Raw genomic sequence first — 23,005 nt, 5'->3', positions numbered from 1 at the left:
TCAACAGTGGGGCGCCCGGGCCGTAGAACGTTGTATGCCGCCACGCCTTAGCCCGCTTTCCGCCTGATGTCCTGGGACTTATTGTTACGCGGAGCGGTGCTGCTGGCCGGGCTGCTGCTGGTCGTGCTGACCTTGTCGGCCGCCATCCGCTCGTTTGTGCTGCCGCGCAACGAGTCGGTTCGGCTCAACGGGTGGCTGTTTCAGGGCTTCCGCTGGATCTTCAATCAGCTGGCGGCCCGCACGGTTACCTACGGCCAGCGCGACCGGGTGCTGGCCCTCTTCGCCCCGGTAGCCTTGGTGGCGCTGCCCATTTTCTGGCTGGCCCTGCTGTCGTTGGCCTACACGGGCATTTTCTGGGGGCTGGATGAGGGCCACTGGTTTCGCTGCTACCGCATCAGCGGCAGCTCCCTGCTCACGCTCGGCTCGGAGGAGCCCACCCACGGCGTGGCGGCCACGGCGCTGTCGTACTCCGAGGCGGCGCTGGGGCTGCTGCTGCTCACGCTGCTGATTTCCTACCTGCCCACCATTTACCAGTCGTTTTCGCGGCGCGAGCTGGTGGTGGCCCGCCTGGAGCTGCGGGCCGGTTCGCCCAGCTCGGCCACGGCCCTGGTCGAGTGGCTGTACGGGGCCGAACGGCTCTACCACGACGAGCCGTGGATGCGCTGGGAAGAGTGGTTCGTGGAAATCGAGGAAAGCCACACTTCCCTGCCCATCCTCTCGTTTTTCCGCTCGCCCCAGCCCGGCCGCTCCTGGGTGAGCACCGCCGGCATCATCCTCGACGCGGCGGCGCTGGTGTTCAGCGCCGTGGAGCAGCCCCGCAGCCCGCAGATGGAAATCTGCTTCAAAGCCGGCTGCCTGGCCCTGAACCGGGTGCACCGCTATTTTGAAGTGAACGTACGCAGCACGCCGCCGCGGCAGGGCCCGCTGGCCGCCCATGCCGGCCGGGCGCAGCACATCGACCGGGCCAGCTTCGACGACATCCTCGACCAGCTGGCCGCCTGCGCCCTGCCGCTGCGCCCCGACCGCACGGCCGCCTGGCAGCAGTACCAGGAATTGCGCAGCCGCTACCAGGAGGCCCTGGTGTTTATGGCCCGGCTCACCGTGGCCCCCGAGGTATCCACTATTCAGCAGGGCTAAGCCCCGGCTCAACGCTCCATGTGCCCCCGGCTCGGTTGCCGCGGCCTGTAAAAGCATACTGCTTCCGCAGCCCCTAGGGTGGGTGAACAGCGAGCATGCCGGCCTGGGAAGCAGCAGAGGCCCATTTTCGGTTACTGTTCACAAACTATAATTGGAAAAAGCAATGATACCCAGCCAAGATAGTCGTTGACCACTTAGCTGAACATGTGCAAAATCCCGGTTACATCTTACTGGTATTATCACATAAAACCGGTAGTTTGCTGACTCGCAGTGTACTGTTCCCAGGCATTCTGGCGCAGCACCTTCGAAGCTCCACCCGCCCTGCTGTGCCAGCCTTACGCGTTTGCCCCCATCCGAAACCGGGGCTGGCCATTCCTTGCCGCATTGGAAGTTGAAATCAATGGCCTAGCCGCTGATTTTCAACCAGTCGTGCGGTCATTTTGCTGCCTTCAGCTGCCTTTCCAACCTCATTTTCTTCTATGCACACACCTTTACGCTTGCCAACTGCCCGCCGCGTGTCCTCACCGGGAAGGCGGCAGATGGGTCGGCTCCTGAGCCTGCTGCTCCTGCTGGTCAGCTCCGGCGCCTGGGCGCAGAGCCTGGCCAACTACAATGCGCCCAACGGCTCGTTTGTGGCCAGCGCGGGCACCTACACCCCGCTGAGCGGCGGCACGGTGCCGGCCCTGAGCTCCGGCTCCCTGGACGACGGCCTGTTCAACGCGCTGCCCATCGGCTTCACGTTCTTTTACAACGGCACGCCCTATACCACCGTTTCGGCCAGCACCAACGGGTTCGTCAGCTTCGGGGCAACGACTTCGACCAGCGCCTCCAACAACCTGAGCGGCGGCACTCCGCGGCCCATTGCGGCCCCGCTCTGGGACGACCTGAGCCTGCCCTCGAACAGCAACTTCTCCTACCAGACCAGCGGCGCGGCCGGCAGCCGCGTGTTTACCGCGGAGTGGAAGGGCGCAAACTGGTACTACAACGCCAATCCGGCCTCGCAGATCAGCTTTCAGCTGAAGCTCTACGAAGCCACGGGCGCGGTGCAGTTCGTGTATTCGCCCGACGACGCGGTTTCGCCAGGCGCCTCGGCCACGGCGTCGGTGGGCCTGACGGCCACGGCCACGGGCAGCGGCAACTTCCTCTCGCTCAACAACCTGGGCGCTAGCCCTACGCTCAGCTCGACCTCGGAAACCAACTCCATCGGCACCAAGCCCGCGAGCGGACAGACCTACACGTTTACGCCCCCGCAGGTAACGCCGGCGGCGCCGGGCGTGAGCTTCACCAGCGTCACGGCCAGCAGCTTCAGCCTGGTCATCACCGATAACTCGACCACGGAAACCACCTTCGCGGTGCTGCGCTCCACCGACAACGTGAACTTCACGCCGGTGGCCACCATCGTCTCCAGCGGCACGACGAGCCCGGCGGGCACCGGCGGCACGCAGACGGTGGCCCAGACGGGCCTCGCGAACGGCACGACCTACTACTACCGCGTTTACGCCGCTACGGAGGGCCTCGCGGCGCTGACGGCGGGCCAGCAGGCGACGCTCAACGGCACGTTCTGCGGCACGGGCGGCGTGGTGACGGTGGGGCCGGGCGGCAACTACCCAACCCTGAGCGGCACCGGCGGCGCCCTGGCGGCCCTGACGGCGCAGGGCGTCTGCCCCGGCGGCGTCATCATCGAGCTGCTGCCCGGCTACACCGGCAGCACCGAAACGCTGCCCATCTCCTACACGTTTGCGGCATCCTCGGCCAGCAACCCGGTGACGATCCGGCCGGCGGCGTCGGCTACCGGCGCCAGCGCCATTGTGCTCAGCCTGACCAATGCCACTGCCCTGCTCGACGTGAACGGGGGGCGCAATCTGGTGCTGGACGGGCGCCCCGGCGGCGTGAGCGGCACCAGCAGCAGCTACCTTACCCTGACCAACACCAGCACGGCCGGCGCGGTGCTGCGCTTCACCTCCGACGCGCAGAACAACGTGGTGCAGTACTGCCAGCTGAAAAGCCAGAACAGCGGCACCAGCTCCGGCGCGGTGGTATTCGCGGCCACGAACACGGCGGCGGGCGGCGGCAACAGCAACAACACGCTGCGCTTCAACAGCATCGGCTCGGTCAGCAGCACGACCGGTACCACGGGCTTTGCCACCAACCTCATCTACGCCGCGTCGGGCACCAACACGGCCAACAGCGGCAACGTCATCACCGGCAACAACCTGCTGGACTACTTCAACGCCAGCAACTCGTCGAACGGCGTGCTGCTGGCTTCGAGCAACAACACCGGCTGGACGATAACCAACAACGCCTTCTACCAGTCGGGCGCGCGCACCTACAGCTCGGGCGCGGTGCACTACGCCATCAACATCGGGGCCGCCACCGCTACCGGCACGGGCTACACGATATCGGGCAACTTCATCGGGGGCGGGGCCAGCACGGCCGCCAGCGCGGCGGCGCCGCAGCCGGCCGCGCCTGCAGCTACCTACACGATGAGCGGCTCGACCAGCCGCTTCTACCCCATGCAGCTGTCGTTTGTCTCGGGCGGCACCAACCTGGTGCAGGGCAACACCATCCGCGACATTTCGCTGACGACGACGACCAGCGGCACCACGCCTTTCTTCCACGCCATCACCCTCACCGCGGGCAACGCCACCATCGGCGGCACGAGCCTGGCCGAAGGCAACAGCATCGGCTCGGGCAGCGCCAACGGCTCCATTACCGTGGTCAGCTCGAGCGGGCAGGGCATCACCAATGGCATCAGCAGCAGCAGCAGCGGCACCGTGCTCATTGGCTATAATACGGTAGCGGGTATCACGGCGGGCCTGGCCACGGGCAACATCACGCAGGTCATCAACGGCATTATCGCCACGGCCGGCACCCTCACCATCGACAACAACACGGTGGGCAGCATCACCCAGGCCAACAGCCTGTACGTGCCCAACGTGACGGGCACGGCCTCGGTGCTGGTGCGGGGCATTGTGAGCACCACGACCGGCTCCATGAGCCTCAACAACAACACGGTGGCCAACCTGAAAAGCGACAACACGGGCTCGACCAGCGCCCAGGTTATCGGCATTACGGCCACTTCGGGCACGGCCGCGGTGACGCTGACCGGCAACACCGTGCGCAACCTGACCAACGCGGCCCCGAACGTGAGCGGCGGCACCAGCGCGGCCCTGATGGGCATTTACGCCTCCAACACCAGCGCCACGGCTACCAACGTATCGACCAACACGGTGTTTGGGCTCAGCGGCACGGCCGCCACGGGCAGCGGGTTCAACGTGCTCGGCATCTACTACAACGGTTCGGCCACCGGCACGCTGGCGCTGAACCGCAACTTCGTGCACGGCCTCTCGCTGAGCACCACCACCACGACGGCCGCGTCGTCCATCATCGGCATTCAGCTGGCCGGCGGCACCACGCCGCTGACCAACAACATGGTGCGCGTGGGCCTCGACGCCAGCGGCAGCAGCATCGGCAACGGTGCCGTTGAAATCACGGCTATTTACAAAACCACCGCGGCCGGGGTAGCCAACAACTTCTACCACAACTCCCTGTACGTGGGCGGCACGGCCAACGGCGGCGCGGCCACCACGGCGGCGCTGCGCCGGACCAACACCGGCACCGACGTGGTGCGCAACAACGTGCTGGTGAATGCCCGCAGCAACGGCACGGCCACCGGCACCCACGCGGCCGTGACCCTGAACGCCACGGCCAGCACCACCTTCAGCAACAACGTGTACTACGCGCCCGGCACGGGCGGCACGGTGGCGCTGGTGGGCGGCACGCCGGCCAGCAGCCTCAGCGGCGACGCCAACAGCGCCGTGGCCGACCCGATGTTCGTCAATGCCACCGCCGCCACGCCCGACCTGCACATCCGCACCGACGTGGCCACGCCGGTGGAAAGCAAGGGCGTAGCGCTGGCCTCGGTACCCGATGACTTCGACGGCACCCCGCGCAACGCCGGCACGCCCGACGTCGGAGCCGACGAAGGCACCTTCATCGGCGGCGACCAGGTGGCCCCCACCATCAGCTACACGCCCCTGGGCAATACCACCAACACCACCACGCGCACACTGAGCGGGGTCAGCATCGCCGACGACGCGACGGGCGTGGGCCTGGCCACGACGGCCGGCAGCACCCGCCCGCGCCTGTACTTCCGCCGCCTCAACCTCGACGGCACGGCCGTGGACCCGGGCGTCATCAACGACAACACCAGCGCCACGGCGGGCTGGAAGTACGTGGAAGCCAGCGGCACCAACACGGCTTCGCCCTTCAGCTTCGACATCGACTACAGCCTGCTGGCGGGCGGAACGGGCGTGGTGCCCGGCCAGCGCATTCAGTACTTCGTGGTGGCGCAGGATGCGGCCGGCAACGTGGCCAGCAACGCCGGCACGCTGGCTACTTCGGGCCCTAACAAGCCCGGCAGCGTGGCTCTGACCACCAACCAGCTTCCCAGCGGCCCGCTCAACGACTACTCCATTTCCATCGTGTTCGGCGGCACGGCCTACGAGGTGAATGCCTCGGGCACGCCGAGCACGCCCGGCAACCAGACGTTTACCTCGCTGACCGGGGCCGGCGGCCTGTTCGCGGCCCTGAACCAGGGCGTGCTGACGGCCAGCACCACCGTCACCATCACCTCGGACCTGACGGAAGACGGCACCATCCCCCTGAACCAGCTCACGGAACAGGGCGCCGGCGGCTACGCGCTGCTGCTGCGCGGCGACGGCACGCGGCGCACGGTCAGCGGGCCGGGCTTTGCGCAGGGCCTGATTCGCCTGAACGGGGCCGACCGCGTGACCATCGACGGCGGCGCGGGCCAGCAGCTGCTGTTCCGCAACCTGAACACGACGCTCAGCCCCACCTTCACCCTGCTTAACGACGCGACGGGCAACACCATTACCCGCAGCATCATTGAGGGCGGCAACACCAGCGCCACCAGCGCCACCATCCTGTTCTACAACGGCACGAGCACCGGCAACCAGAACAACGTCATCAGCGGCAACGACATCCGCGAGCTGACGGTGGCCCCGAACACGGTGCCCAACACGGCCATTCGCTCGGTAACGGATGCCGGCACGGCCACCAACCAGGGCAACGTCGTCAGCGGCAACGACATTCATAACTTCACCGGCACCGGCGTGGCGCTGAGCGCCACCGGCAACGGCGACGCGTGGAGCATCGGCGGGGCCGCGGCGGCCGAGGGCAACCGCATCTACCAGGATGCCGCCCGCAGCACCGCCCTGACCGGCATCAGCCTGGCCAGCGGCAACAACCACGTGGTGAGCAACAACAAGCTCTACCAGACGGCGGGCCTGAACACCAGCGGCTTTACCGGCATTTACCTCTCGGCCGGCACCGGGCACACGGTGAGCAGCAACGTCATCGGCGGCGCGGACGCCACGGCCGGCGGCAGCCCGCTCGGCGTGAGCGGCACCACCTACGGCATCCGGCTGGCGGTGGGCACCACGGCCCCGACCAGCGTGCAGAACAACCTGATCCGCAACCTGGCCAACGCCTCCACCAGCAGCGCCACCTACGGCCTTTACGCCTCGGCGGGCCTGCTGAGCATCGGCACGGGCAGCAGCACGGGCTCCAACACCGGCAACGTCATCGGCGACGCCACGCCCGGCCTGGGCATCAGCACCAAGTACGACGCCTACGGCATCTACCTGACCAGCAGCACGGCGGGCCATGCTTTCACCGTGAGCGGCAACACCGTGCGCAACCTGCAGGTGCTGACCGGCGCGGGCAGCCTGCCGTTCAACTACGGCCTGCTCGCGTACAGCGTGGATAAATCGACGGTGCAGAACAACACGGTGCGCGACCTGAGCATCGGCAGCGGCGTGGTCAACGGCCGCCTCTACGGCATCGTCGTCGGGCAGAGCGGCGCCCACGACGTGCTGGGCAACACCGTGACCAACCTGAGCAGCGGCACGGTGCCCAGCAGCAGCAACTTCACGCACACCATCGGCATCATCTCGAACAGCTCCGGCGCCGTCGTGGTGGCCGACAACGCGGTGAGCAACGTCGCGCTGACCTCCACTACCGTAGTCAACAGCAACAGCTACTTCAACTTAGTGGCCGGCGTTCTGATGAGTGCCTCTTCCGGGGGCGGGGGCAAGGTGCTGCGCAACCGCGTCTGGAACCTCAGCAGCCAGGCGCCGGCCCTGGCCACCGCGCCCAACCTGCTCGACGCGGTGCTCGGCGTGGGCACCGCGGACAGCTACGCCAACCTGACGGCCGCCAACAACCAGATTGCCCCGGGCAGCGGCTCGGTGGCGGGCGTACCGGTGCTCGGCATTCTGAACGGCGGCTCCGGCACCGGCAACGCCTTCTACTACAACTCGGTGTACCTGACGGGCAGCGGCGCGGTGGATTCGTACGCCTACCGCCGCACGGGCAGCACGGCCAGCGGGGCGCTGCGCAACAACATCTTCTACAACGAACGCACCGGCGCGGGTAGCCACTACGCCATCGGCTACCAGACGGCGGCGGGCTGGCCGGCCACCACCTCGAACTACAACCTGCTGGTGACGGCCGACAACGCCAAGGTGGGCAACACCGCCGGCACGGCCCGCGACTTTGGTACCTGGAAAGCCACCTCGGGCGGCGACGCCAGCTCTACGGCCTACCTGCCCACGGCGGCGGAGGTCGGCGGCAGCGCCACCGGCCTGTTCAACGCCCCGGCCACCGGCGACCTGACCATCAACGCAGGCTTTGCTTCCACGCCCTCGCCCATCGAGTCGGGCGGCACGGCGCTGGCCGGCACCGTCGACAACGACATTCAGGGCGACATCCGCCAGGGCAGCCCCGGCTACGCGGGCTCCGGCACCAAGCCCGACCTGGGCTCGGATGAGTACGCGGGCACGGTGCTGCCGGTGATGCAGTACACGGGCACCGTGGTGACGCAGAACGCAAACCCGGTATTCGCGGGCGCCACCACCCAGCAGGTGCTGCGCGTGGAGCTGACGACCACCGGCTCGTTTAACCCGCTGCAGCTTACCCAGCTGACCTTCACGGCCGACGGCACCACCGACCTGGCCAACATCAGCAACGCCCGCGTGTACTACACCGGCACCAGCAGCACGTTTGCCACCACCACCGCGTTTGGCGCCGCCACGGCCCCGGCCTTCGGGGCGCAGGGCGGCTTCAGCTTCACGGGCACCCAGACGCTGCAAACCGGCACCAACTACTTCTTCCTGGTGTACGACGTGACGGCCGGCGCGGCTACCGATAACCTGGTGGACGCCACGCTGACCAGCCTGACCATTCCGGCTGCGCCCGGCTCGCCCTTCGCCATCGACCCGGCGGTGGGCGCCCCGGCCGGTGCCCGCCGCATCCTGGGCCCGATGAATGGCTCCTTCACCGTGGGCCGCACCGGCGGCGAAGCCTACGCGACTATCAAGGACGCGCTGGCGGATTTGACCGCCCGCGGCCTGCAAACCACCGGCGGCGTGGGCGTTACCTTTCTGCTGACCAACCCGGCCGCCACCACCGGCGCGTACGACGCCGCCAGCGGGGAAGTCTTCCCGCTGACCATCGGCACCATTGCCGGGGCCGACGCAACCCGGCGCGTGACCATTCGCCCGCAAACGGGCGTGACGGCCAGCATTACGGGCAGCAACGCCAAGGCCCTCATCTTGCTCGACGGGGCCGACTACGTGACCCTGGACGGCTCGAACGCGCCCGGCGGCAGCTCGCGCGACCTGAGCCTCACCAATACCAACACCGGCACCAGCAGCACGGTGGTGTACGGGCAGACGGGCGCCAGCACCAACAGCGCCACCAACAACGTCATCCAGAACCTGGTGGTGACGGGCAGCGGCCCGACCCAGACGCTGATGGGCATCGGCTTTGGCAGCAGCACGGTATCGAGCACCAGCCTGGGCACCGGCAACAACGGCAACCAGGTGCTCAACAACAGCATCAGCCGGGTGCAGTACGGCATCTACTCGCAGGGAGCTTCCGCCAGCAACCGCAACACCGGCACGGTGATTTCCGGCAACGTGCTGACGACGGCCGCGCCCGGCAACGTGGGGCGCTACGGCATTTACCTGGGCCACGAAAGCGGGGCACAGGTAACGCTCAACGCCATCGGCGGCCTCACCAGCACCTCCGACGTGGCGGCCATCAACCTCGGCGCTGGTACCACGCAGAGCACTTCAGCCCCCTCGGGCAACGCGGTGGTGGACGCCACCGTCAGCCGCAATACGGTGAGCGGGGTGGTGAGTACCGGTACCGCTTCGGCCCTGGGCATTGTGCTCGGCGCGGCCACGGCGGGCACCACCACCATCAGCAATAACCTGGTGGCGGGCGTGGTGTCCTCGTCTTCGTCCTCCGAGCTGACGGCCGGCCTGTACCTGGGCGGCGGCGCGGGCTCGACGACCAACGTGTACTTCAACACGGTGGCGCTGAGCGGCAGCCGCGACGTGGGCAGCACCCCTCCCACCGGCCCCAGCCTGGCGCTGGCCGTAGCCGGCTCGAACCCCGTCGTAGTGCTGCGCAACAACGTGCTGTCGAACACCCAGACCACTGCGGGCACCGGCAAAACCTACGCCCTGGGCCTCGGCTACTCCGCCTACACCAACCTCGCTTCGAGCCACAACGACCTGTACACCGACGGGGCCAATGCCCTGCTGGCCTCGGTGGGCAGCGGCGCCTTCGCGGGCACCAGCACCACCACGCTGCCGGCGCTGCAAACGGCTACCGGCCAGGAAGCCAGCTCGAAAAACGCGGACCCGCTGTTTGTGGGCAGCACCCTGGTTCCCAACGCCTGCGCGCTCGACAACACGGGCTTTGTGGGCACGGGCATCAGCGAAGACTACGCCGCCGCCCCGCGCAGCAGCACGCCCGACCTCGGGGCCTACGAGTTCGGCTCGACGGTGAGCACCGACCTGCGCCTGCAGGCCCTGACGGCGCCGGCCGCCGGCAGCAGCTGCCGCACTACCACCGAAACGGTAACGGTGGTGGTGCGCAACAACGGCTGCGACCTGACCCTGAGCCCCGCCAACCCGCTGACGCTGACCGTGGCCGTGACCGGCCCCGCCGGCCCGCTGCCCAGCCTCTCGCTGACCGTAACCAGCGGCACGCTGCTGGCCGGCACGGCGGCGGCCTACACCGTCAGCACCGCCTTCGATATGACCTTCGGCGGCAGCTACACGCTGGTGCCCTCGCTGAGCTACGCCGGCGACCAGACCAGCTCCAACGACGCGCTGGCGGGCGTGACCATCATCAGCACCAACCCGGCGCTGACGGTATCGGCCAACGCGACGGTGTGCCCCGGCGGCAGCGCCACGCTCACGGCCTCGGCTCCGCAGTACCTGAATCCCAACAAGGTCATCTTCGCGGAAACCTTTGAGGGCGCGACCAACGCATTCACCGCCACCAGTACCGGGAGCCAGCCGCTGTCGGGCTTCTCCCTGGTGACGGCCGGCTACAAGCTGGGCGGCAGCGGCACGCCGGCCAACGGCACGGCCTACAACGGCCCCGACGGCAACGCCGCCGGGCACTACTACGTGGCCGACAGCGACAAATACGGCAGCAGCACCGGCGGGGTAAACTCCACCATCACCACGCTTACCTCGCCCTCCTTCAGCACGCTGGGCTTTACGGGGGCCACCCTGAGCTTCCAGCACTTTTATTACTACTACAGCACCGATGTGACGGCGCAGGTCGAGTACTCCGTCAACGGCGGCGCCTGGGCGGTGTTGGCCGATTACGAGGCGACGGGGGCCAGCGTGGGCTCGGCTACCACGGGCGCTACGGCGGCGCTGCCGCTGCCGGCGGCGGCGCTGGGCCAAACCGACGTGCGCATCCGCTTCAGTTACGAAACCAGCTACGGCTTCAGCTGGGCCATCGACAACGTGAGCGTAGCCGGGCCCAGCCTCGAAGACGCCACCTTCACCTGGACGCCGGCCAGCGGCCTCTCGGCCACCACCGGTTCCTCGGTAACGGCCACGCCCTCCGCCACGACCACCTACACGGTGACGGCCAACTACGCGGCCATCAACTGCGCCTCCTCGAAACCGGTGACGGTGACGGTAACCGACCAGACCACCTGGACCGGCACGCAGTCGACCGACTGGTTTGACGGCCGCAACTGGTCGGCCTGCGTGCCGAGCAACCTGACCGACGCCCTCGTACCCACCGTGGCCTCGGGGCGCTACCCGGCCATTGGCGGCGGCACGGCGGCGGTGCGCTCCGTGCGCTTCAGCGACAACGGCCAGCTCACCATGACCGACGGCACGCTCAGCGTGTACCAGGACTGGACGCGCACCGGCCCCGGCCCCAGCTCGGCGCTGACGGGCGGCACCGTAGCCTTCGTGGGCGCGGGTGCCCAGCAGCTTACCGAGGCCGTTGGCTTCGCCAACCTGACCGTGGCCAAAACCGCCGACACGCTGCACGTGGCCGCCAACCCGACGGTGACCGGCGCGCTGACGATGAGCAGCGGCATTCTGAAAACCTACGTGCTGAGCACCACCCACCAGGTGAACCTGACGGGCACGCTCTCGGAAACGGCCAGCAGCTTTGTGCTCGGCAACGTGGTAACCAGCGCCCCGCTGGGCACCGATGGCGCCAGCAGCACCTTCGGCGGCCTGGGCCTGACGCTGACGGCGCACACCACCGGCGGCGCCAGCCTGCCCGGGGCCACCACCGTCACGCGCATGACCGGCCGGCCGATGTACGGCATGGCCGGCAGCACCAGCATCCGGCGCCAGTTCAACATCGAGCCCGCCGTCGACACCAACCTGAACGTGGACATGGTGTTCGGCTACGGGGATTCGGCCTTCGAGCTGCAGGGCATCGGGGAGGGCAGCCTGACGCTGTTCAGCAACGCCGGCGTGCCCGGCGGCTGGCGCCAGGAGGGCTACACCAGCCGCGACGCCGCCGCCAACACCGTGACGCTGAACGGCCTGAACCACCTCTCGCTCTGGACGCTCGGCGACGCCGCCGTGCCCCTGCCGGTGAGCCTGGCGGCCTTCACCGCCCAGCGCCAGGGCACCGACGCCGTGCTGACCTGGACCACCGCCCAGGAGAAAAACAACCGCGGCTTCGAGGTGCAGGTGTCGCTGGACGGCCACTCGTTCCGTCCGCTGGGCTTTGTGGCCAGCGAAACGTCGACCTCGACTTCGGCCCGCCACTACCGCTTTGTGGACCGTGAGGCCGGCAAGCAGGGCCTGCGTCACTACCGCCTGCGCCAGCTCGACCTCGACGGCACCGCGGCCCTGTTCGGCCCGCGCACGGTGCAGTTTGAGCAGGTAATCAAGCTGGCCCTGGCCGCCTGGCCCAACCCTCTGTCGGGCCAGGAGCTGACGCTGGAAGTGCTGAGCCCGGCCGCCGGCGCCACCGAGCTGGTGCTGCTGGATGCCGTGGGCCGGGTGGTGCTGCGCCAGACCGCCGACCTGCGGGCCGGCGCCCAGCGCCTGTCGCTGCACCTGAGCGAGCAGCTGCCCGCCGGCGCCTACCTGCTGCGCCTGACCTCGGCCGGTCAGACCGGCACGGTGCGCCTGGTGAAGCAGTAAGCGCGCCGCCTTCTTCTGCCCAAAGCCCCGCCGGTTCTGCCGGCGGGGCTTTTTTGCGTGCGGAGTCCCTGGCAGCGCGGGGCAGCCCGCACAACCGGGGCCCCGCCCGCCCGGGCCCGCCGCCCTCATAAGCCACCGGGCCGTGCGGCGCACCACATTATCGTGTGAGGCACCGGGCACATCCTCATGTGATAAGCGCCGCCTCTGGGCCCTTCTACTTTTGCTGCGGTCGGCTGGCGCGGGCTCCGGGCACTAGTCAGCGGCCGTCCGCGGCGCGGGCTCCGGCAGCCGCGGCGGCCCCGCTTCCCCTTGCTTTTTCTCCGTTCGAACCGGGCCTGCGGGCCCGGGTGGGGCGGTGTTGCCCTTTCCGTTCCCTTTTCCTACCCCGCTATGAAACACTTATTCCCGCGTTCGGCGCGGCCCCCCGGCGCCGGGCGCCCCCTGCTGGCGCGGCGCGGCCTGCTCGCGCTGCTGGCCGCCTTCTGGGCGCAGCTGGCCACGGCCCAGACTTCGCTCGTCAACGAGTCGTTCGAGGGTGGCTCGTTCGGCTCGTTTGTGGCCGTCAACGGCGGCCTGACCAACCGCTGGGTGGCCGGCGCCGGCGCCACCAACGGGCCCTCGGCCGGCGGCACCGGCGCGGCCTACCTCAGCAACAACCCCGCTACGCTGCCCCACGCCTACACCACCGGCGCCGCAGCAGTGGTGCACCTGTACCGCGACGTGGCCTTCCCGGCCGGCGAAACGGCCATCCGTCTTTCCTTCGACTGGCGCGGCATGGGCGAGGGCATCTACGACCACCTGCGCGTGTACCTGGCCCCGACCACCTTCGTACCCGTGGCCGGTACCCTGCCTGCTGGCGCCGGCGTGACGCTGCTGCTCCCCAACCTGCACACCCAGAGCACCTACACCACGGCCGACTTGAACCTGCCCGCCAGCCTGGCCGGCACCAGCCAGCGGCTGCTCTTCACCTGGACCAACGACGGCAGCGGCGGCAGCCAGCCCCCGGCGGCCATCGACAACGTGCTGCTGACCAGCCAGGTGCCCACCGGCCTGAGCGGCACCTACACCATCCGGCCCGCCGAGGCGGCCAGCGCCGGCAACTTCCGCAGCCTGACGGCGGCCATCAACGCGCTGAACGCCAACGGCGTGGCCGGGCCGACCACCTTTGAACTGGCTGCCGGGCTGACGCTGAGCGAAACCCCGCCGGCCCTCACCGCTTCGGGCACCAGCACCCGGCGCATCACTTTTATGCGCACCGGCGCGGGCCCCAACCCGGTGCTGCAGACCGCCGCCGGCGCCGAAGCCGGCCTCGATCTGCTCGGCGCCGACTACGTAACCTTCGACGGGCTCGACGTGACGGGCGGCGCCACCTACGGCTACCGGGTGCGCAGCGCCGCGGGTACCAACGGGGCGGCCTACAACGTCATCCGCAACGCCGCCGTCACGCTGAGCGGGGCCACCAACTCCATCGGCGTGGTGCAGGTGTCGAACGGGCAGCTGGGCAGCGCCTCGGCCAGCGCGGCCACCGGCCTGAACCAGGGCAACCGCTACCTGAATCTGACCATTGCCCGGGCCCAGAGCGGCATCGTGGCCCTGAGCATGGGCGCCAGCTGGCCGGAGTACGACCTGGAAATCGGGGGCTGCACCCTGGGCTCGGCCGACGCGAGCGGGCCCATCGGCAACAACGCCGCCGCGGCCTACGGCATCCGCACCTTTATGGTGCGCCGCCTGAGCGTGCACGACAACCGCGTGCAGCGCGTCATCGGCGCCCCGGGCCACGGCATCTACCTGGAATACTGCTCGGGCAAGGGCACGAACCTGACCAGCGCGCCCGCGGCCGGCCCCGGCAACGACGCCTCCAACGTGTACGGCAACGCGGTGACGGGCATCCGGCAGTACTACAACCACAGCGTGCCCTCCTTCGGCCTGTACGTGACCAGCTACGAGGCCAACGGCCAGATTCTCAACATCTACAACAACGCCATTGCCGACGTGACGGCCGCGCCCTACCTCGGCCCGGCCACCATTGCGCGCCTGGTTACGGGCTTTTTTCTGGGCACCAGCGGCGGCATCAACAACGAGGCGAATGTGTGGCACAACTCGGTGCGCATCGATGGCTCGGCCTCGCCCAATGCCTCGAACACCTGCTTCGAGCTGGCGGGCAGCAGCACGGCCAAACTCAACTTCCGCAACAACGTGCTGGCCAACTTCACCGGCGCCGGCCCGGGTAAGCACTACTGCTGGCTGACGCCCTACGCCTCCGTCGCCACGCCCTTCGGCGGCGCGGGCTCGGTGTCGGACTACAACGACCTGTTCGTGGCCACCACCGGCAACGGCTTCGTGGGCGCCGCGGGCACGCCGCAGCTCACCAGCGGCACGGCCGACAAGGCCCGCATCGAGGACTGGCGCCCGGCCGTCAACCAGGACCTGTACTCGCTCAGCGTAGACCCGCTGTTTGAGTCGGCCACCGGGCTGCGGCCCAGCAACACGCTGCTCAACAACCAGGCCACCCCGCTGGCCGCCGTGGCAACGGACCTCGGCGGCACGGCCCGCGGCAGCGCCCCCGACGCGGGCGCCTACGAGTTCAGCCCGGCCGCCCTCGACCTGGCCGTGGAAGCCCTGCTCTACCCCACCGCCACTAGCTGCTACAGCCCCACCGACGAGCCCGTAGCCGTGCGGCTGCGCAACAACGGCTCGACGCCCCTCACCTTCTCGGCCGCCCAGCCCGTCACCGTCACGGTGCAGGTGAGCGGCCCGGTAACGCAGACGCTGACCCACACCTTCACCGCGGGCACGCTGGCGGTGGGCAGCCCCTGGCAGGTGGGCCTGCCCGGCCCGCTGCCCCTGGCCCAGCCCGGCGTGTATACCTTCGAGGTGAGCGTGAGCACGCCCGGCGACGCGGTGGCCGGCAACAACACGCTGCTGCCCGCGCCCACCCGCACGGTGCTGCCCACGGCGGCCCTGCCCCAGGACGTGAGCTTCGCGGGCTTCAGCGGCGCCAATCTGACGGCGACTTTCCCAAACTGGACCGAAGCCAGCGGCGGCAGCCTGCCCGCGGCCCCGGGCGCTTCGCAGTGGGAAGCCACCACCACGGCTTTCCCCGGCAACGCGGTGGCCCGCATCAACCTCTACACCACCAACCGCCAGGAGTGGCTGCTGGGCCCGAAGGTGGTGCCCACGGCCAGCACGGTGGTGCGCTTCAAAGCCGCCATTGCGGAGTACAACAGCCCCGCCAGCACCCCCGACAACACCGGCGGCATGGCCAACGGCACCGACGACGCGCTGCAGGTGCTGGTGTCGACGGACTGCGGCCACTCGTTCGCGCCGGTTTTCACCATCTCGGCCGCCAACGGCAACGTGCCCGCCAACGGGGGCGGCTTCGTCGACTTCATCGTGCCGCTCGACGCCTACGCCGGCCAGCAGATCATCGTGGCCCTGAAAGCCACCGACGGGCCCGTCGACAACGCGCCCGACTACGACCTGCTGCTCGATGACCTGTTCCTCGGCACGCTCACGGCCGACGTGGGCGCGGTGGCCCTGCTGGGTCCGCTGGCCACCGGCTGCTACTCCGGCGCCGAAAACGTGACCGTGCGGGTGCAGAACTACGGCGCCAGCCCGGTGAGCAACGTGCCGGTGCAGGTGACCGTGGGCGGCCCCGTGACGGCCACCCTCACGGCCACCGTGCCCGGCCCCATCCCGGCCAACGGCACCGCCGACGTGGTGGTGGGCCAGCTGAGCCTGACGGCGGCCGGCCTCTACACCTTCGACGCCACCACCCGGCTGCCCGGCGACGGCACGGCCGCCAACGACGCGCTGGCCCAGCAGACGCGCCGCCAGAACGGCGTGGCCGCCCTGCCCCAGCAGCTGCCCTTCACCGGCTTTGCCGACAACCTGCCGGCGCTGTATCCCGGCTGGTTTGAGTCGACCGACGGCACGACGCCCGGCAGCTCCGGGTGGACCAGCAACGCCGCGGCCCAGCGCGCCGCCTTCACCGAAACGGCGAAGGTCAACATCTACAGCAGCGGCCGCTACGCCTTCCTGATCGGCCCGCGCCTGCTGGCCACGGCCACCACGCGGCTGTCGTTTCGCGCCGGCATCACCGACTACAACGCGCTGACCGCCGACCCCGCCGCCATGACCGGCACCGACGACGTGGTGCGCGTGGGCGTGTCGACGAACTGCGGCGGAAGCTTCTCCCACGTGTACACCTTCGATGCCAGCAACCAGCCGCCCAACAACGGCACGCTGGGCCTCTACGACGTGGACCTGAGCGCCTACGCCGGGCAGGAAATCATCGTGGCTTTCTTTGCCTATTCGGGCGCCGTCGGCAACGCCGCCGACTACGACTTCCACCTCGACGACGTGTACCTGCGCAACGGGGCCGGCCTCGACGTGCGCCCGGTGGCCCTGGCCGCCCCAACCGTCGGCGGCTGCTTCTCCGCGGCTGAGCCGGTGCTGCTGACAGTGAAAAACGACGGTACTAGCCTCCTCGACCTCAGCCTGAACCCCATCAGCGTGACGGCCGTGGCGACGCTGCCGGGCGGTGGCACCCGCACCCTGACCAGCACGCTGAGCACCGGCACGCTGGCGGCGGGCGCCACGCTGGATGTGCCGGCCGGTATCCTCGACATGAGCGCCCTGGGCACCTACTCCTTTGCCCTCACGGCCACGGCCAGCGGCGACGGCAACGCCACCAACGACCAGCTCGGCACGGCCATTACCCGCAGCGTGGCGGCGCCCACGGCCGGGGCCATTGCGCCCGGCAGCACCGGCGTGTGCGAAAACACCAGCGTGCAGCTCACCCTGACCGGCTCCGCCAACGGGCAGGTGCAGTGGCAGCAGTCCGCTGACAACGTGACCTTTACCGACATTGCGGGCGCCACCGGCCTGAGCTACACCTCCCCGGCCCTGCCGGCCAGCACCTGGTTCCGGGCCCAGACGCGCTGCCTGAGCCGCGTGGCTACCACCGCGGCCGTGGCCGTGACGGTGGGCACCCCGCGCGTCGTCAGCGCCGCCTCGCCGGTGCGCCGCTGCGGCCCGGGCAACGTGGGCCTCTCGGCCACGCTCAGCGGCGGGGCCGCCGCCCGCTGGTACGACGCGCCCACCGGCGGCACGGTGGTGGCCAACAGCTCTTCGTTTATCCTGAACGTGAGCAGCAGCCGCAGCTACTACGTGGCCGCCGTGGTGACCAACGGCAGCGGCGGGGAGTGCGAAAGTGCCCGCACCGCGGTGCAGGTGCTCATCGACCAGCCGGCTACCGTGGACGCGGGCCCGGCTACGGCCACGGTGTGCGGCGGCGGCAGCCTGACGCTCAGCGGCAGCCTCGGCGGCGGGGCCACCGGCGCCACCTGGACCACGACCGGCTCGGGCACCTTCGCGCCCAATGCCGCGGCCCTGAACGCCACCTACCAGCCCTCGGCGGCCGACCGCACGGCCGGCACCGTGACGCTGAAGCTGACCAGCGACGCGGCCGGCGCCTGCGCCGCGGCCCAGGACCAGCTGGTGCTGACCCTGGGCGGCACCCTGAGCACCTGGACGGGCGCGGTCAGCAACGACTGGTTTGAGGCCGGCAACTGGACCGACTGCGTGCCCGACGCCCACACCGACGCCCTGATTCCGGCCGTCGGCGGGCGGCCCAGCCCGCGCATAGCTGGCGGCACGGCGGCCGTGCGCCACCTGACGGTGGACGGCACCGGCGGGCTGCTGATGAGCGGCGGCCTGCTGCGGGTGTGGGGCAGCTGGCAGCACTCGGCCGCCAACACCAGCGCGCTGACGGGCGGCACCGTGCAGTTCGACGGCGACGTGAACCAGCCGCTGACCGGCGAGGTGTACTTCACGGACCTGACCATCAGCAAAACCAACGGCGCGGCACTGATTCACACCGGCCACATCTTCGTGAGTGGCACGCTGCGCTTCGTGAGCGGGCGCATCTCGGCCGGCACCGACCCGGTGACGCTGGAGCCCGGCGCCCAGCTCGTGGGCGAGTCGGAAACGGCGTACGTGGACGGGCGCATCCGTACCACGCTGAACCTCAACGCGGCCGAGGTGGCCAGCAGCTGCGCCGGCCTGGGCCTGACGCTGACGCCCCACGGCAGCACCCTGCCGGGCCCGACCACCGTGCTGCGCAGCACCGGCTTCTATTACAGCCGCCCGGACGGCCCCATGCGCCTGAGCATCCGCCGCACCTTCGACATCCGCCCGACGGTGGACCAGGGCCTGAACGTGGACCTGGAGCTGCGCTACCTCGACGCGGAGCTGAACGGCCTGAACGAGAACCGCCTGACGCTGTTCAGCTCCTCGAACAACGCCACGTCCTGGAACCAGGAATATCACCAGAGCCACGACGCCGGCACCAATACCCTGCAGCAGCGCGGCCTGAGCCACTTCTCCATCTGGACGCTGGCCGAGGGCGCCGGGCCGCTGCCCATTTCGCTGGTGTCGCTCACGGCCCAGGCCCAGGCGGCCGGCACGGTGCTGGTGCGCTGGGAAACGGCCCAGGAGCTGGACGTGCTCCGCTACGAAGTGCAGGTATCCACCGACGGGCAGCAGTTCCGCACCATCGGCACCGTACTGCCCGCTGCACCCACCTCCACCGGCCGCCGCCAGTACAGCTTCACTGACCGCGACGCCCGGCAGCCCGGCCTGCGCCACTACCGCCTGCGCCAGCTCGACCTCGACGGCACCGCGGCCCTGTTCGGCCCGCGCACGGTGCAGATCGGCCGGGTGCAAGCCGCGCAGCTCAGCGCCTACCCGAACCCGTTCGGCGCGGAAGTGCGCCTGCGCCTGAGCAGCCCCGCAGCCCAGCCCGCCACCGCGCTGCGCCTGCTCGATGCCCGCGGCCGCGTGGTGCTCACCCGCACCATCGAAGTCCCGGCCGGTACCTCGGAGCTGACGCTGAGCGACTTGCAGCCGCTGCCCGCCGGCCTCTACACCCTGCAACTGACCCTCGGCGGCCAGCCGCAGCGCCTGAAGCTGGTGAAGCAGTAACCAGCCCGTAGCCGGCTGAAACAAAACGCCCCGAACCGTGACTGGTTCGGGGCGTTTTGCGTCGGTTGATGTAGTGATGATCGGTCATGCTTCGACCAGTTCAGCATCACGTTCTTTAGGCAAGGCTTAGGGCTCCCGACACAGTCCTTTAAATCAAAGAGCACGCTTAGCCTTCCGGCTGGTCGGGCAGAATCTGGATGTCCTGCACCAGCACTTTCTGCTCGATCTGGCGGGCCCGGGGCGTGTTGGCCAGGCCGCCGAGGGCGGTTTCCTTGTAGCGCGTTTCCATGCTCTCCCCCACTTCGCCCAGGGCCGCCACGCACTGGTCGACGGGGATGACCGGGTCGACGCCGGCAATGGCAATCTGGGCGGAGGAGAAGGCAATGGCCGCGGCCGAGGCGTTGCGCACCACGCAGGGCACTTCCACCAGGCCGGCCACCGGGTCGCACACCAAACCCAGCATGCACTGAATGGTAATGGCCACGCCGGCAAAAGTTTCTTCCACCGAGCCGCCGAGGCAGTACACGATGGCGGCCGCGCCCATAGCCGCGGCCGAGCCGGTTTCGGCCTGGCAGCCGCCCACGGCGCCGGCCAGGGAGGCATTCTGCTCGATGATGAGGGCCACGCCGGCCGCAATCAGCAGGCTTTCCAGGATGCGCCGGTCGTCGAGCCGGTGCAGCTCCTGCAGGGTGGTGAGGATGCCGGGCAGAATGCCCGAGGCGCCGGCCGTGGGCGCGGCCACCACCCGGCCCATGCAGGAGTTGACTTCCTTGGCCCCGAGGGCCCGGGTAACGAGCATCTTGAACTCGGGCGAGAGGGCGGTGACGGGCGAAGCGGCCACTTTCTTGGCGCCGTTCTTAATCATGCCCGAGCGCGAGGTCATGTCTTCGCGCAGGCCGGTGTGCACGGCGTCGCGCATCACGTCGTAGGCGCGCTGCAGGCCGTCCCAGATATCGGCTTCGGAGCGGCCCTTCTGCTCCATTTCGTAGGTCAGCACGGGCTGCCAGAGGGCCTCGCCGGTGCTGGCGCAGTGCTGCTGCCAGGAGGCAAAATCGGTGAATAGCAAAGACATGGCGGGGTGGGAAAACGGGGAAATAGAACGGAAAGCGCGGCGCCTCCCAGCAGCTTCAAACGCAAGCGGGCCGGGGCGGGTGCCGGGCGGGGCCGCGAATTTCGCTAATTCCGCGCCGCCGCCCACTCCGCAGCCCGTGGCGGCCGGGCACGGGCCACCAGCCCCGGGCGTCAGCAACCGCCAATAGCCGCCGCGGGCTACCTTGGCGGCTTGATCTTCGCGCTTATGTCTTCCGAGCTTTTCACCGTCAGCACCGACCCGGCCCGCCTCGACGTGGACCTGATTCACGACTTCCTGAGCAACCACTCCTACTGGGCGCCGGGCATCAGCCGCGAGCTGGTGGAGCGCAGCCTTCGCAACTCGCTGTGCTTCGGCCTGTACGCTCCCGACGGCCGGCTGGCCGGCTTCGCCCGCATCATCTCCGACCGCGCCACCTTTGCCTACCTCTGCGACGTGTTCGTGCTGGCGGAGTTTCGTGGCCGGGGCCTGGGCAAGCTGCTGATGCAGCACATCAGCCAGCACCCCGAGCTGCAGGGGCTGCGCCGCTGGATGCTCGGCACCCGCGACGCCCACGCGCTCTACGCGCAGTTCGGCTTCACGCCGCTGGCCGATCCGGCGCGCTTTATGGAAAACGCCCGGCTCGATCCGTACCGGCAGCCGCCGCAGTAGGCCGGCCACCGCCAAGGGGCCCGGCCGCGGGGGCGTATTCACCGGGGCCGGGCCGCTTGGTTGCAGTGGGGGCTTTAGCCCGCGTTTGCCGCGGAGCCGGTTGTTCGACAAGTAGGGTACTATCTGCCGGATGCGGGCTAAAGCCCGCGCTACCGCCGGTTTAGCCTTGCACCTTCGCGTCTTCGGCCACCAGCTTCAGGGAGGCCGAGTTGATGCAGAAGCGCAGGCCTGAGGGGCGCGGGCCGTCGGGGAAGACGTGGCCCTGGTGGGCGTCGCACACGTTGCAGAGCACTTCCACGCGCACCATGCCGAAGCTGCTGTCCTTCTTGTATTTCACCACGTTGTCCTTCACCGGCTCGGTGAAGCTCGGCCAGCCCGTGCCCGACTCGAACTTGGTGCGCGAATCGTAGGCGGGCGTGCCGCAGCACACGCAGGCGTAGAGGCCCGGGTCGTGGGCCTCGCAGTACTCGCCGGTGCCGGGGCGCTCGGTGCCGTGCTGGCGGGTCACGTAGTATTGCTCGTCGGTGAGCTGCTGGCGCCACTCGGCGTCGGTTTTTTCGACGCGGTGGTCGGGGGCGGGGGTGCCGTTGTTGGCTTCGCGGATGACGTCGGCCCAAGTGAGCATAATTGGTGCGGGTTGGTTCGGGGTTGATGACAGAACTGTTACCAACGGTTTCGGGGCCCGGCTGGTTTAAACGGTCGGGGGCAAGCCAAGGCGGAGCGGGTCAAAACTGCTCAAACTCGTCGCGCGGCGCCCAGCGGCGCCACTGGGCGCGGGCAAAAGCCAGAAACGCCCGTGGGGCCCGGCGAAACTCCTTCTCATTTTCGTAGCGGCCGTCCTGCAGCTTGTAGCCGTTGGGAGCCTCAAACTGCGCTTTGCTGATGGTATCTAGGCAGCAGGAATTGGCCGGCATGTTCTGCGCAGCCGGCAGCGAGTCGGGTACCACCATGAAGCCGCGCAGGGCGTACTTGGCCTTGCTTTCGTGCATGATGAGCTTCATTTCGGACGGGCTTACGTCACTACGGCAGGTGAGCTTGTAGATGAGTGTGGTTTCGGTAGTGCCGTCCCGGTCCAGATCAGTAATGCGGGTGGAGCCGGGCAGCGGCCCCAGCCACATATCAAAGGGGCAGTTGCGCACCGCGTCCTGCAGGCGCCACAGCTCCCGGTATTGCCCATTGGGCTGGCGCACGTACTGGCGGGCGAATAGCTCCACGTAGCTTTCCTCGTCGGTGTACTTGGTGGTGCGCTCGTCAGCCGGCTTGGTGCGATACAGCACCAGCACGTTTTCGCCGGCTATGTCGGTCCAGCGCCGGGCCAGCAGCAGCTTGCCGGGCAGCTTTTCCAGCGGCGGCAGCTGCCCGGCCGTGAGCGAATCGACGGTGCCCGCCCAGGCCGCGGGCGCGGACTTGGCCGCCGGAGCAGTAGCCGCCGGTGGCGCTGCCGCCTGGTTGGATTTAGGGTCTGACTGACAGGCGACCAAACCGGCCAGCAGGCCTGACAAAACGCAGAACCGTGGTTTCATGCCGGCAAACGTAGCAGATTTGTGGCGGCTGCGGGGCGGCGGCCTGGCCCTTATCGACGTTACGTTTGCCGGAAATTCGCGTAGTCCGGAGAATCCTT

The 23,005-nt window shown here is 69.0% G+C and carries 7 protein-coding genes; 4 read left to right on the top strand and 3 right to left on the bottom strand.

Going from position 1 to position 23,005, the window contains the following annotated elements; translation table 11 throughout:
* Positions 1 to 66 precede the first annotated feature (66 nt).
* The 3 genes from DLM85_RS19160 to DLM85_RS19150 all read left to right on the top strand — a co-directional run bounded on the left by DLM85_RS19160 (position 67) and on the right by DLM85_RS19150 (position 19,643).
* The gene (locus tag DLM85_RS19160; protein WP_133257155.1) at positions 67 to 1,137 is read left to right on the top strand and encodes a hypothetical protein; all 1,071 of its coding nucleotides are present in this window, start codon (positions 67 to 69) and stop codon (positions 1,135 to 1,137) included.
* 479 nt (positions 1,138 to 1,616) lie between these two features.
* The gene (locus tag DLM85_RS19155) at positions 1,617 to 12,656 is read left to right on the top strand and encodes a BNR-repeat neuraminidase N-terminal domain-containing protein (RefSeq protein WP_133257154.1); all 11,040 of its coding nucleotides are present in this window, start codon (positions 1,617 to 1,619) and stop codon (positions 12,654 to 12,656) included.
* A gap of 390 nt (positions 12,657 to 13,046) precedes the next feature.
* Positions 13,047 to 19,643 carry an Ig-like domain-containing protein gene (locus tag DLM85_RS19150; protein ID WP_111479783.1) on the top strand — a complete coding sequence of 2,199 codons (6,597 nt, stop codon included), beginning with the start codon at positions 13,047 to 13,049 and terminating at the stop codon, positions 19,641 to 19,643.
* Positions 19,644 to 19,809: 166 nt separating this feature from the next.
* Here DLM85_RS19150 and sdaAA read toward each other — a convergent pair whose 3' ends face one another.
* On the bottom strand, positions 19,810 to 20,715 hold the full coding sequence (sdaAA, locus tag DLM85_RS19145) for an L-serine ammonia-lyase, iron-sulfur-dependent, subunit alpha (protein ID WP_111479782.1): 906 nt from the start codon (positions 20,713 to 20,715) through the stop codon (positions 19,810 to 19,812).
* 225 nt (positions 20,716 to 20,940) lie between these two features.
* Here sdaAA and DLM85_RS19140 point away from each other — a divergent pair, with 225 nt between their 5' ends.
* Positions 20,941 to 21,384 carry a GNAT family N-acetyltransferase gene (locus tag DLM85_RS19140; protein ID WP_111479781.1) on the top strand — a complete coding sequence of 148 codons (444 nt, stop codon included), beginning with the start codon at positions 20,941 to 20,943 and terminating at the stop codon, positions 21,382 to 21,384.
* A gap of 160 nt (positions 21,385 to 21,544) precedes the next feature.
* On the opposite strand, the gene msrB is transcribed toward DLM85_RS19140, so the two are convergent.
* Positions 21,545 to 22,009: a peptide-methionine (R)-S-oxide reductase MsrB gene (msrB, locus tag DLM85_RS19135; RefSeq protein ID WP_111479780.1), complete on the bottom strand. Its 465-nt coding sequence runs from the start codon at positions 22,007 to 22,009 to the stop codon at positions 21,545 to 21,547.
* A 100-nt stretch (positions 22,010 to 22,109) separates the two neighbouring features.
* A complete protein-coding gene (locus DLM85_RS19130; RefSeq protein ID WP_133257153.1) occupies positions 22,110 to 22,907 on the bottom strand; it encodes a M949_RS01915 family surface polysaccharide biosynthesis protein in 798 nt (265 codons plus the stop codon).
* Between the last annotated feature and the right edge of the window lie 98 nt (positions 22,908 to 23,005).

Origin of the sequence: Hymenobacter edaphi (assembly GCF_003258365.1) — a bacterium.
GTDB lineage: Bacteria > Bacteroidota > Bacteroidia > Cytophagales > Hymenobacteraceae > Solirubrum > Solirubrum edaphi.
This window is presented reverse-complemented; position numbering and strand designations above follow the sequence as displayed.